The organism is Dietzia sp. HMSC21D01 (genome assembly GCF_001815995.1).
Classification (GTDB): Bacteria; Actinomycetota; Actinomycetes; order Mycobacteriales; family Mycobacteriaceae; genus Dietzia; species Dietzia cinnamea.
In genome coordinates, this window is sequence record NZ_KV823664.1 from 1 (window position 1) to 11,154 (window position 11,154).

General features: G+C 70.7%; 13 protein-coding genes and 1 pseudogene. 11 read left to right on the forward strand and 3 right to left on the reverse strand.

The window, feature by feature from the left end:
* From HMPREF3086_RS19750 to HMPREF3086_RS19835, 8 genes and pseudogenes are all read left to right on the forward strand, one after another.
* Window positions 1-613: transposase (locus HMPREF3086_RS19750; protein ID WP_256386760.1), on the forward strand; the 613-nt coding region annotated here is incomplete at its 5' end.
* On the forward strand, window positions 606-1,031 hold the full coding sequence (locus HMPREF3086_RS19755) for a transposase (protein ID WP_256386761.1): 426 nt from the start codon (window positions 606-608) through the stop codon (window positions 1,029-1,031). The genes HMPREF3086_RS19750 and HMPREF3086_RS19755, both read left to right, overlap by 8 nt.
* Window positions 1,032-1,185: 154 nt before the next feature.
* The gene (locus tag HMPREF3086_RS01645) at window positions 1,186-1,623 is read left to right on the forward strand and encodes an MOSC N-terminal beta barrel domain-containing protein (protein ID WP_083324225.1); all 438 of its coding nucleotides are present in this window, start codon (window positions 1,186-1,188) and stop codon (window positions 1,621-1,623) included.
* A gap of 65 nt (window positions 1,624-1,688) precedes the next feature.
* Window positions 1,689-2,528 carry an aspartate dehydrogenase domain-containing protein gene (locus HMPREF3086_RS01650; RefSeq protein ID WP_244881756.1) on the forward strand — a complete coding sequence of 280 codons (840 nt, stop codon included), beginning with the start codon at window positions 1,689-1,691 and terminating at the stop codon, window positions 2,526-2,528.
* A gap of 32 nt (window positions 2,529-2,560) precedes the next feature.
* Window positions 2,561-2,827 carry a DUF6480 family protein gene (locus HMPREF3086_RS01655; protein ID WP_061229896.1) on the forward strand — a complete coding sequence of 89 codons (267 nt, stop codon included), beginning with the start codon at window positions 2,561-2,563 and terminating at the stop codon, window positions 2,825-2,827.
* A 4-nt stretch (window positions 2,828-2,831) separates the two neighbouring features.
* Window positions 2,832-4,016 carry an NAD(P)/FAD-dependent oxidoreductase gene (locus HMPREF3086_RS01660; RefSeq protein WP_061229897.1) on the forward strand — a complete coding sequence of 395 codons (1,185 nt, stop codon included), beginning with the start codon at window positions 2,832-2,834 and terminating at the stop codon, window positions 4,014-4,016.
* Window positions 4,017-4,070: 54 nt separating this feature from the next.
* A pseudogene (locus HMPREF3086_RS19400) lies at window positions 4,071-4,216 on the forward strand (formylglycine-generating enzyme family protein); the annotation flags it as partial.
* 12 nt (window positions 4,217-4,228) lie between these two features.
* Entirely contained in the window at window positions 4,229-4,399 is a 171-nt protein-coding gene (locus tag HMPREF3086_RS19835; protein WP_311201299.1) for an SUMF1/EgtB/PvdO family nonheme iron enzyme, read from the forward strand.
* Here HMPREF3086_RS19835 and HMPREF3086_RS01665 read toward each other — a convergent pair.
* From HMPREF3086_RS01665 to HMPREF3086_RS01675, 3 genes are all read right to left on the reverse strand, one after another.
* Window positions 4,355-5,107: a TetR/AcrR family transcriptional regulator gene (locus tag HMPREF3086_RS01665; RefSeq protein WP_061229907.1), complete on the reverse strand. Its 753-nt coding sequence runs from the start codon at window positions 5,105-5,107 to the stop codon at window positions 4,355-4,357. The two genes, HMPREF3086_RS19835 and HMPREF3086_RS01665, sit on opposite strands and share 45 nt — an antisense overlap.
* Before the next feature lie 83 nt (window positions 5,108-5,190).
* Window positions 5,191-6,120, reverse strand: a complete 930-nt coding sequence (locus HMPREF3086_RS01670) for an ABC transporter permease (protein WP_061229898.1) — start codon at window positions 6,118-6,120, stop codon at window positions 5,191-5,193.
* Window positions 6,113-7,231 carry an ABC transporter permease gene (locus HMPREF3086_RS01675; RefSeq protein WP_061229899.1) on the reverse strand — a complete coding sequence of 373 codons (1,119 nt, stop codon included), beginning with the start codon at window positions 7,229-7,231 and terminating at the stop codon, window positions 6,113-6,115. The genes HMPREF3086_RS01670 and HMPREF3086_RS01675 overlap by 8 nt, the downstream gene beginning before the upstream one ends.
* 242 nt (window positions 7,232-7,473) lie before the next feature.
* On the opposite strand from HMPREF3086_RS01675, the gene HMPREF3086_RS01680 reads away from it, so the two are divergent.
* The 3 genes from HMPREF3086_RS01680 to HMPREF3086_RS01690 are packed head-to-tail and all read left to right on the forward strand — an operon-like array spanning window position 7,474 to window position 11,074.
* Window positions 7,474-8,436, forward strand: coding sequence for an ABC transporter ATP-binding protein (locus HMPREF3086_RS01680; RefSeq protein ID WP_061229900.1), 963 nt, complete (start codon window positions 7,474-7,476; stop codon window positions 8,434-8,436).
* Entirely contained in the window at window positions 8,433-9,470 is a 1,038-nt protein-coding gene (locus HMPREF3086_RS01685; protein ID WP_070719850.1) for an ABC transporter ATP-binding protein, read from the forward strand. The genes HMPREF3086_RS01680 and HMPREF3086_RS01685 overlap by 4 nt, the downstream gene beginning before the upstream one ends.
* The gene (locus HMPREF3086_RS01690) at window positions 9,467-11,074 is read left to right on the forward strand and encodes an ABC transporter substrate-binding protein (RefSeq protein ID WP_061229902.1); all 1,608 of its coding nucleotides are present in this window, start codon (window positions 9,467-9,469) and stop codon (window positions 11,072-11,074) included. The genes HMPREF3086_RS01685 and HMPREF3086_RS01690 overlap by 4 nt, the downstream gene beginning before the upstream one ends.
* The last annotated feature ends 80 nt before the right edge of the window (window positions 11,075-11,154 follow it).

An 11,154-nucleotide genomic window follows, 5' to 3' on the forward strand; every position in this document is an offset into this window, starting at 1 on the left:
CCACCTGCCGGGCGGGGTGCCCGCATCCAAATGTGCAGGTCGAGACCTTGGGTCGACGGTCGTGCTCGATGTGGACGCCACCATCGTGGTCACCCACAGCGAGAAGGAGAACGCCGCGCCGACGTACAAGCGCACGTTCGGGTACCACCCGATCGGCGTGTGGTGCGACAACACAGAAGAGTTCCTCGCCGCGAGCCTGCGCCCGGGCAACGCCGGGTCAAACACCGCTGCCGACCACATCGACGTCCTGGGCCAAGCGATCGCGCAGATCCCCGCCGCTCACCGCCGTGACCTGCTGATTCGATCCGACGGTGCAGGCGCCTCCCATGACCTGCTGGATTGGATCACCGAACAGAACCGCATCCGCGGTCGACGTGTGGAGTACTCGGTCGGCTTCTCCATCACCGCCCCGCTACGCCGGGCCATCGCGATCTGCCCAGAGGCTGCGTGGGGGCCGGCATTGAATCCCTCCGGCGACATCCGAGACGGGGCCGAGGTTGCCGAACTGACCGGCTTTCTCAGCCCCGGGATGCTCGCCAAGTGGCCGGCGGGGGATGCGGGTGATCGTCCGCCGCGAGCGGCCCCACCCCGGTGCCCAATTATCGATGTTTGAGGAGATCGACGGGTGGCGCTACCAGGCGTTTGTCACCAACACCGCCACCGGCCAGCTCCAATTCCTCGAGGCCAGACACCGGGCTCACGCGCGGGTCGAGGACCGGATCCGACACGCCAAAGACACCGGGCTGGGCCGTCTGCCTTCGCGGGAATTCACGGTCAACCAGGCCTGGTTGGTGGCGGTGATGCTCGCCGCTGACCTGGTGGCCTGGACTCGGATGCTGGCCTGTACCGGCGACGCAGCAGTTCTGGCCTTGTGCGAGCCCAAAGCGCTGCGCTACCGCTTCCTGCACGTGGCAGCCCGGCTGACTCGTAGCGGACGACGGCGAAAAGTGAAGATCCCCGAAACGTGGCCCTGGGCCACCGCCATCGTCGCCGTGTTCAACACAATCGCCGCGATCCCCAAACCCGCCTGATCCCACCCGCCCGCACTCGACAGCACCACCGGAGACCCGCCCACCGGCAGCGCCAGCCGGCACTCCTGCACGCCCACCCACGAATTCGATCCCGCCGTCACCCGACAGCAGCAGACCTCACGCTCCGTGAATCAGCGGGGCTAAGGTGGCGTTCATGCGAGTGGGAACGGTCTCGGAGCTGTGGCGTTACCCCGTGAAGTCGATGCGCGGCGATCGCGTCACCGAGACCGCGGTAACCGAGCGTTGGGGCCTGCCCGGCGACCGGGGCTGGGTGATCAGGGACGAGGACGCCGGCGAGCTCCGCAGCGCCAAGAAGTGGGTGGAACTGCTGCAGTTCCACGCCCGCTACGTCGACGACCGGGTGCACGAGCTGCTCTCGGCCGCGCTGGGTCGTCGGGTCAGCCTGCATCCGCGCCGGCCGGCGGACGACCACGAGCACTACCGGCGCCTCGCCGTCGACGAGGCCGACCTGCCTCGCGATCGCGGCATCCTGCGGTCGTTGGCCCGCGAGAACGGCTCGAAGTTCGGGGCCTACCTGCGCTCTCTCACTCCGGGCACGATCCGCGAACGCGACGACATCCGGCTCGTCTGATCTCCGATCCGGTTCACGGCTTCGCAGAAGAGCGGGCCCGTTCGTGGCTGGGTACGGTCAGGGCCATGCCCCCTCTCCCCTCGTCCCCGACCCGTCCGACACCCGCGGAACTGGAGGTGGCGGTCGTCGGCGCCGGCGCGATCGGCGGCGCCGTCATCGAGGCGCTCGAGCAGGGCCGGGTCCCGGGTGCGAGACTCGGCACCGTGCTCCGCTCGAACAGCACGGAGAGCGAGATCAAGACCGCCATCGACGCGGCTGACGTGGTGGTGGAGGCCGGCAGCGTCGATGCGGCGGCGGAGTACATCCCGAGGGTCACCGCCACCGGAACGGACATCGTGGTGTGCTCGTGCGGCGTGTTCGCCCGCCACGACGACCCCCGCGACCTCCTCGCCGGAACACCGGGCGCCGGTCGTGTGCTCGTACCGGCCGGGGCCATCGGGGGACTCGACGTCCTCGCGGCGGCCGCCCGCGCCGGGACCTCCGATGCCACGGTCCGCCACTACACGATCAAGCGACCCACGGCCCTGGACGTCGACGAGCAGCTCACCGAGCCTCGCGAGGTGTTCCGCGGCTCGGCCCGCCAGGCGGCGCTCGAGTTCCCGCGCACCTCCAACGCGTCCGTCGCGCTCGCGCTGGCCACCCTCGGCCTGGACCGGACCGAGGTGATCGTGGTCGCCGACCCGGACGTCGGACGCACCCGCCACGTCGTCGAGTGGGAGTCGCCGGTGGGCCGCTACGAGCTGCAGTTCGAGAACTCCGTCGACCCCGACTCCGGCGGCCGCACGTCCGCGATCACCGCCTGGTCGGTGGCGGACGTCCTGGGTGCCCTCGCGGCGGGCGCCGGGCCGGGGGTCGTGGTGCTCACGGGTGGTCGACCGGTGGAAGGCCATGCGACGAGCCCCTAACGTGTGGGTTCCAGTCGATCGAGAGGTGCCTCATGGCCAACGCCCGACCGTCAGACCCCGACCCCTCGCAGAGCCCCGACGTGGACAGCCACGGCGCGGCCCCAGCCGGCATCACGCCGGACTCCGACTCCACCTCGTTGCAGTCGGACAGCGCCACCAGCAAGCAGGGCCCGACGGAACAGCAGAGCCCGACACCCCAGCCGGGCAACAAGAGCGCTTACGTGTGGATCGCGGTCATCGCCGTCGTCGTTCTCCTCGTCGTCATCGGCCTCGTCGGCTACGCGTTCGAAGTGTTCTGACGCCATGCCCGCCGCGTTCGACACCGTGATCGTCGGGGCGGGCAACGCCGGGGTCTCCCTGGCCGCCCGCCTCAGGCGCGACGGCATACGCAGCGTCGCGCTCATCGACCCGAGCCCCGTGCACCGGTACCGGCCGATGCTCAACTACGCGGCGGCCGGGCGGGCCCGTATGTCCCGGTACGAACGACCGATGGCGACCGTCATCCCCGACGGCGTGGATCTCCTCCCCCGGGCGGTGACCCGTGTCGACCCGGCCGAACGCACGGTCACCCTCGACACGGGAGCCACCGTCGGCTACCGCGACCTCGTTCTGTGCCCCGGCCTGACCCCGCACTGGGACGCGATCCCGGGACTGCGGGAGGGCTACGTCGACGGGTGGGCGGTGTCCGCGCACGTACCCGAGTACGCCGGCCGGGCGTGCGCCGCCCTGGTCCGCGTCCGTGAGGGCACGGTGGTGTTCTCGGTTCCGCCCGAACCCGCTTCCTGCGGTGGGACCGTGCTCAAGGCGATGTTCCTGGCATGTGACCGCTGGCGGCGCGAGGGCGTCCTCGACCGTATCGACGTGCACCTCGTGACCCCGTTCCGCGGGCTCCTCGGGCTCGAGCACGCCGACCGGAGGCTGCGCCCGTTCATCGAGCAGTACGGCATCACCGTTCACGAGCAGTCACGCGTCGACTCCGTGGACCACCACTCCCGCACGGTGTCGGTGGACGGCCCGACGCCCGCGGCCATCGAGGACGTCCACCTGGCCTACGTCACCCCGCACACCCGTGCGCCCCGGTTCGTCGCCGACTCGGGGCTCGCCACCGACGACGTCGCCGCCCTGGTCGATGTCGACCCGGGCACCCTGCGCCACTCGCGCGTCGACACGGTGTGGGGCCTGGGTGACGCCGCGACGGTCGGCACACGCCCGTCAGGTGGCGCGCTGCGCGCGCAGGTCGGCGTGGTGGCCGACAATCTCCGCGCCGCCCGCGACGGTGGGACGTTACGGGAGTACGACGGCTACACGGTCATCCCCGTCGCCGTGAGCGGGAACCGGCTGGTGCTCGACGAGCACGACCGGGACGGTCGGCCGGCCCCCTCGGTGCGCGGGATCGACGTCACCGTGCCACGGCGGACCACGTACGCGTTCGACCGGTTCGTCCAGCCCGTCGTGTACTTCCGCAAACTCCTACGCGGTCGCGTCTGAACCGGCGGGCGTCCTGCCGCGCGCCCGCGCGAAGTGAGCGTCCGCTCGTTCCGGATGGACGAGTGCGCGGTGTCGAACGCGCAGTTCGCCACCTTCTGCAAGGACACGGGGTATGTCACCGAGGCCGAGCGGATGGGTGTGTCCCCGGTGTTCCACCTCGCCGTCGAGGCCGACCCCGCCGACGTCCTCCACCGGCTCGACACCACGCCGTGGTGGGTGGCCGTGCGCGGGGCGGACTGGCGGCACCCCGGGGGCCGCCAAATGGCGGGTCCTACCTGTGCCACGACTCGTACTGCTACCGCTACCGGGTGGCGGCGCGGTCGGCCAACACGGCCGGGTCAGCGACCGCCAACCTCGGCTTCCGCTGCGTTCGCGACATGTGAGCCGAGGGCGGCCGAACCCTGCCCGGACGCACCCTGCCCGGCCGAGCCCTGCCCGGCCCGCAGCGCCGCCTCGATCATGTCGTAGAGGTGGGCCACGACCTTCTCGAAGTCGGTGTTGACCACCGTGCTGCTGGCGTCGCGACGGTCCTCGTAGACCGCCAGCGCGCCGGTGAACATCTGCGTGGCCAGATCGATCCGCTCGAACGCCACCCGCCGCGGCAGGTGTGAACACACGTCGATGAGCCGCACCACCACGTCGTCGGTTGCCGTGCGCAGCCGCACCTCCGGCGCCTCCGGGCCCATCACCGGACCAACCCGCTGCAGGAAGCGCGCGTAGTGGGTGGCGTCCGGCGACGCCCGCAACAGCTCGACGATCGGCTCGAACAGGACCCGCACCAGCGAGGCGAGGTCCGTGCCCAGGCCGTGCTCGTCGATCTCGGCGAGCCGCTGCTGCCGCACCGAGTCCAGGGCGGTCAGCCTGCGCCGCAGCACCTGCCGGATGAGCCCGTCCCGGCCCCCGAAGTGGTACTGCACCGCCGAGTTGTTCCGTTGCCCGGCGGCCGTCGCGACGTCGCGCATCGACACGCGGTCGAGGCCGCGTTCCCCGATCAGCTTCTCGGCGATCTCGATCATCGCCGTCTTGGCGTCCCTGGTCTGGGAGGCGCCGTTCGCCCCGGCGTCGTCCGGGACCTCGTTCGTCCGCTCCATCGGACCCACTCCTCCACGCCTTCATCCTCGACCGACTGCGTCACGGCCGAGTCGGCCGGCCCCGGGCGGGCCGGCGGTTCGGATCAGATCTTGGCCGCGCCGGGGCTCCACTTGCGGCCGGCCGCCTCGCCCAGCTGGTTGAAGCTCAGGACGGTGAGGAACAGCACGAACGCCGGGATACCTACGAGGTAGGGATACCGCTCGAAGTCGGGCTGGCCGGCGCTGATCATGTTGCCCCAGGTCGGTTCGGGGCGGGGAATGCTCAGTCCCAGGTAGCTCAGCGACGCCTCGGCCACGATGAGCACCGCGACCAGCATGAAACTGTAGGACAGCACGGGCGCCACGATGTTCGGGGCCACCTCGCGCAACATGATGCGGATCTCGCCGGCGCCGAGCGAGCGGGCGGCCGTGACGAACTCGCGGCCGGCGAAGCTCATGGCGTTGGCGCGCACGAGACGCGCGTACGAGGGCACCACCATGACACCCAGGGCGAGCGTGACGTTGAGCAGTGTCGGCTCGAGGACCGTGATGATCGCGATGAGCAGGATCAGGGACGGGAACGCGAGCAGCACGTCACTGATGATGGACACGACGCGGTCGGCCCAGCCGCCCTTGTAGCCGGCGATGAGACCGAGCGCGCCGCCGATCAGACCACCGATGACGACGCCGCCGATACCCACGGTGATGGAGACCCTGGCGCCGTAGAGCAGGCCGCCGAGGATGTCGAGACCCTGACGGTCGGTGCCCAGCGGGTGGTCCGACGCCAGGTCCGGCGGGAGCAGGGACGGCGTCATGAGCGCGAGCGCGGGGTCGCGCGCCTCCCCCAGGGGCAGGACGTCGACGATCAGGGCGCCCAGCACGATGAGGACGGTCCAGGCGAGCGCCACCCACGTGCCGAGGCCGGAGAGCTTGGGCAGCCGGAGCTTACGCCGGGCGGGTGCGTCCGCCGCGACGGTCGCGGTCGCGGTCGCGGGGGACGCGCCGCGCGGATGGGTCGTATCGATGTCAGCCACGGCGGATCCTCGGGTCGATGAGTGCGTAGGCGACGTCCACGGTCATGTTGACCAGGACGTAGAAGGCGGCGATGACGATGACGCCACCGAGCACCACGGGAAGGTTGTCGTTCTGCACGGCGTCGACGATCATCGTGCCCATCCCGGGCAGGTTGAACAGCCGCTCGACCACCACCGTGCCGCCGATGAGGCGACCGAGGCTGATGCCGGCGAGGGTGATAATGGAGACCGTCGACGGCCGCAGGGCCTCCTTGACCAGGACGTGCCCGGTGGGCATGCCCTTGGCGCGCGCCGAGAGGACGAAGTCCTGCTGCAGGGTCGAGATCATGTCGGTGCGCAGGACGCGGGTGAAGATCGCGACCTCCATGAGCGCCAGGGTGAGGGCGGGCAGCGCGATACTGCGCAGGTTCTCCCCCAGCCCCTCGTCCAGCGGCACGTAGCCCTGGCGCGGGAACTCGGGCAGGAACGTGGCGATCAACGCGAGCACCCCGCCCACGGCGAGGCCGGCGATGAGCGCCCGGCCCCACATGACGCCGGGCGCCCCGGGATCACCCCTGCGGCCCAGCGGCGACAGCGCCACCGCGAGCCCGACCACGGCGGCGAGGCCGAGGATGAGCTGCTGCGCGAACGAGTGGTTGAACACCAGCAGGTAGATGAGCAGGAGGCCGGCCACGAAGCTGGGCACCGAGATGAACGCGAACGCCACGATCGAGGCCACCTGGTCGAACACCCCGCCGCGACGGTAGGCCGACCACACCGCGACCGGCACGGCGATCGCCAGCGACAGGATGATCGACAGGAACGCGAGCTGGATGGTCACCGGCAGGGCGTTGCCGATCATCTCGGTGACGGGCTGGTTGGGCTGGATGAGCGAGTTGCCGAGATCGAGCGAGAGCGTGCTGCCCGCCCAGTCGGCGAAGCGGACCGCCAGCGGATCGTCGAGACCCAGCTCCTCCCTGGCTGCCAGGTACTGCTCCTCGGTGGCGCCCGAGCCGACGGCCGAGGCCGCGGCGTCACCGGGGACGGCCTCCATCAGGAAGAATGCGCCGATCGCGGCGAGTATGACGACGACGACCGCGTGCAGAGCGCGTTCGCCAATGAACCTGAGCACGTGGGAGGCCCCTTCGTTCAGACACCGCATGAGGCGGTTACTTAATCGCCTTGACGCAGCCACACTAGTTCGTGATACTCGTCACAGCAACACGTTCTAAGAACATGTCTTAGAGCTGGTACTCACACCAGGAGGCCGCCATCGCCGCCGCACCACCACGTGGGCCCGGGACCACGGACCTGCTACTCGAGGTCCGGAACCTGCGCACCCACATCGACACCCCGGCGGGTCGCATCACGCCCGTGGACGGGGTCGACATTTCACTGCGTCGCGGCGAGACGATCGGCATCGTGGGCGAGTCGGGGTCGGCCAAGTCGATGCTCGTCCGGTCGATCATGGGCATCGCCCCGTCCTCCGCACGGGTCGATCCGTCCTCGACGGTCCGCTTCGACGGCCGCGACGTGCTGTCGCTCACCCGTCGTGACGCGCAGAAGTTCTGGGGTCGCGAGATCGCCATGGTCTTCCAGGATCCGCTGACCTCGCTCAACCCCATCCGGACCATCGGTCGGCAGATCATCGACCCGCTGCGCCACCACCTGGGCCTGAGCCGCAAGGACGCGGCCGACCGCGCCGTCGAGATGCTCACCCGCGTACGCATCCCGTCGCCCAGGACCCGGCTGAACGAGTACCCGCACCAGCTCTCGGGCGGCATGCGCCAGCGCGTCGGCATCGCCATCGCGCTGTCCTGCGAACCCAAGCTGCTCATCGCCGACGAGCCCACCACCGCGCTCGACGTCACCGTGCAGCACGAGATCCTCGACCTGCTGCACGGCCTGCAGACCGACTCCGACATGGCGATGATCCTCGTCAGCCACGACCTCGCCGTGGTCTCGCAGCACACCGACCGCATCGGCGTCATGTATGCCGGCCGGTTCCTCGAGGTCGGCGACACCCGCGCGCTGCTCGACGAGCCCGCGCACCCGTACACCGGTGCCCTGCTCGACTCGATCCCGCGCCCGGACCAGCCGCCGCACACCGTGCTCACCGTGATCGAGGGTCGCCCGCCGAACCTGCGGGACATGCCCGCGGGCTGCCGCTTCGCCCCCCGCTGCCCGCGCGTGGCCGACGACTGCCTGGCCGTGGACCCGCCGCTCGAGGACCTCACCGGCACGCCCGGGCTCACCGCGGAGTTCTCCGTCCACCGCGTCGGCTGTCTGCACCCGACCGTCCCCGCCCCCATGCGCACCGCCAGCGAGGCATCATGACCGTCACTCCCCCCGACCTCGCCGGACCGGCGGCCGCCGAGACCGCGGACCGGCCCGCGGACGCCAAACTCGTCGTCGACGCCGTCACCGTCGAGTACCACACCCGCAAGGGCACGGTGCACGCCGTCACCGACGTCTCCCTGGACGTCCCCCGCGGCTCCACGCTCGCCCTCGTCGGCGAGTCCGGCTGCGGCAAGTCCAGCCTCGGCCGCGCGATGCTGCAGCTGCCGCGCCCCTCGGCCGGGCGCGTCATGGTCGACGACACGGACCTGTGCGCACTGTCCGGCTCCTCCCTCAAAGAGGCGCGCAAGCGGATCCAGATGGTGTTCCAGGACCCCATCTCCTCGCTCAACCCGCGCCGTAAGGTCCGCGACATCGTCGCCGAGGGCCTGGAGATCCAGGGCGTCGACGGCGGCCGCGACGAGATCCGGCGCCGCGTCGACGCCGCCCTCGAGGCGGTCGGACTCGACCCCGCCCACGCCGGCGACCGCCGCCCGTCGGAGTTCTCCGGCGGTCAGTGTCAGCGCATCGCGCTCGCCCGTGCGCTCGTGCTGGAGCCCGAGGTGCTGGTGTGCGACGAGCCCGTCTCCGCGCTCGACGTCTCCGTGCAGGCGCAGATCCTCAACCTCCTCGAGGCGATGAAGGAGCGCTACCAGCTGACGATGGTGTTCATCTCCCACGACCTGTCGGTGGTCCACAACATCGCCGACCGCGTCGCGGTGATGTACCTCGGCATGGTGTGCGAGGTCGCCGACACCGAGACCCTGTACCGGGCCCCGGCCCACCCGTACACGATGCTGCTCATCTCCTCGGCCCCCACGCTCGGCGGCACGCTCGCCGACACGCTCGGCGAGGAATCCATCACCGCGACCAGCTCCGAGCTGCCCTCGCCCCTGAACCCCCCGTCCGGATGCAGGTTCCGCACCCGGTGCCCCCGGGCCACCGAGCTCTGCGCCGCCGAACGTCCCCCGCTCACCACCATCGCGCCCGGCCACCAGGTCGCGTGCCACCACCCCCTCCAGGAGAACCGATGAAGCGCACCACCGGCGCCATGGCCGTCCTCGCGGCCGCCGCCCTGACCCTGTCCGCGTGTGGCGGAGGCGGCGACGAGTCCACGTCCGCCGCCGGCGGCGCCGAGGGCCAGGCCCCCGACCAGTCCGAGCGCTGCACCGAGGACCTGGCGGGCGGCACCATCACCGTCGGCGAGTTCTCCATGCTCCCGTCGTTCGCGCCCGGCCAGGGCCAGTACGGCGTCCGCGGCGGCGCCCAGTCCGCGGCCGTCTACGACCGGCTCATGGTGTGGAACCCCGAGGCCGAGGAGTTCGAGCCCAAGCTCGCCGAGTCCCTCGAGGCCAACGACGACAACACCGTGTGGACCCTCAAGCTCCGCGACGGCGTCACCTTCTCCAACGGGGACCCGCTCACCGCCGAGGACGTCGTGTTCACCGTCGGCCTGCACAAGGACCCCGCCACCCGATCGGTCGCGATGACCGAGGCTATGCAGATCTCCGACGTCCGCGCCGTCGACCCGCTCACGGTCGAGTTCACGCTCGCCGATCCGTGGGCCGGCTTCCCGATCACCCTCGCCGGCACCGTCGGCGAGGTCATCCCCCAGGCCGCCTACGAGGCCGCCGACCCGCAGGAGTGGTCCCGCAACCCGATCGGCGCCGGCGCGTTCACCGTCGCCAACTACGTCCCCGACCAGGAGACGGTGCTCGAGCCCAACCCCGACTACTACGGCGGCCCCGTCTGCCCGACCCTGAAGTTCATCCGGATCCCCGGGTCGCAGGGCACGTACGACGCCTTCCAGACCGGCGAGGTCCAGGTCGGCTTCCTGCGTGGTGCGAAGTTCGTGAACATGGCCCAGAACGACGACGTCCGCGGCTTCGAGGAGATCATCAGCTCCGGCTCGGTGATCAACATGAACTCCGGCAAGGCCGGCTACGACGGCATCCTCACCGACGTCCGCGCCCGCCAGGCCGTGGCGGCCGCCCTGGACCGCGACCTGTGGAACCAGCGCCTGTACGACGGTGAGGGTCAGCCGACCTCCGCTCTCATCGCCGACTCCTCCCGTCTGTACGACGGCCAGGAAGGCCCGGTCTTCGACGCCGAGAAGGCCAAGTCGCTGGTCGCCGAACTCAAGGCCGACCGCCCCGACTGGAACGGTGAGCTGCGCATGCTCATCTCCGACGGTCCCGAGAACATCGAGGCCGGCGTGGTCGCCAAGGCCCTGCTGGACGCGGCCGGGTTCAACGTCGTGATCGACAACGCCCCTGTCTCCCAGGTCACCGCCCGTCAGTTCACCGGCGATTACGAGATCGTGATCGGCGGCCTGGCCACCTCGGACGCCGACCCGGCGGCCGCGTTCGCCAGCGGCATGCTCCCCGGTGGCGCGACCAACCTCACCGGCATCGACGACCCCGAGCTCACCGCCGCGGTCAACGAGCTCAAGGCCGCCGGTGACCTCGACGCCCAGAAGGCCGCGCTCACGCGACTCCAGGAGGTCTTCAACGAGGTGCAGCCCTTCACCGTGATGGCCAACGCCGAGCAGTACGTGGCCGTCGCCGACACCGTCGGTGGCCTCACCCCGACCCTGTCCTCGACCGTCCTGTACGACGGGGCCTTCGTCAAGGAGTGATCGACGCCCACCCGGCAGACTGACCTGGTCCCGAGAACCGACGGCCCCGGATCCTGCGTCATGGATCCGGGGCCGCCCGC

Bases quoted from the DNA above. Each gene is read 5' to 3' on its own strand.
- HMPREF3086_RS01650 (WP_244881756.1), top strand. From the start codon at position 1,689: ATGCCCCCTCTCCCCTCGTCCCCGACCCGTCCGACACCCGCGGAACTG.
- HMPREF3086_RS01690 (WP_061229902.1), top strand. From the start codon at position 9,467: ATGAAGCGCACCACCGGCGCCATGGCCGTCCTCGCGGCCGCCGCCCTG.
- HMPREF3086_RS01655 (WP_061229896.1), top strand. From the start codon at position 2,561: ATGGCCAACGCCCGACCGTCAGACCCCGACCCCTCGCAGAGCCCCGAC.
- HMPREF3086_RS01645 (WP_083324225.1), top strand. From the start codon at position 1,186: ATGCGAGTGGGAACGGTCTCGGAGCTGTGGCGTTACCCCGTGAAGTCG.
- HMPREF3086_RS01665 (WP_061229907.1), bottom strand. From the start codon at position 5,107: ATGGAGCGGACGAACGAGGTCCCGGACGACGCCGGGGCGAACGGCGCC.
- HMPREF3086_RS01685 (WP_070719850.1), top strand. From the start codon at position 8,433: ATGACCGTCACTCCCCCCGACCTCGCCGGACCGGCGGCCGCCGAGACC.
- HMPREF3086_RS01660 (WP_061229897.1), top strand. From the start codon at position 2,832: ATGCCCGCCGCGTTCGACACCGTGATCGTCGGGGCGGGCAACGCCGGG.
- HMPREF3086_RS19755 (WP_256386761.1), top strand. From the start codon at position 606: ATGTTTGAGGAGATCGACGGGTGGCGCTACCAGGCGTTTGTCACCAAC.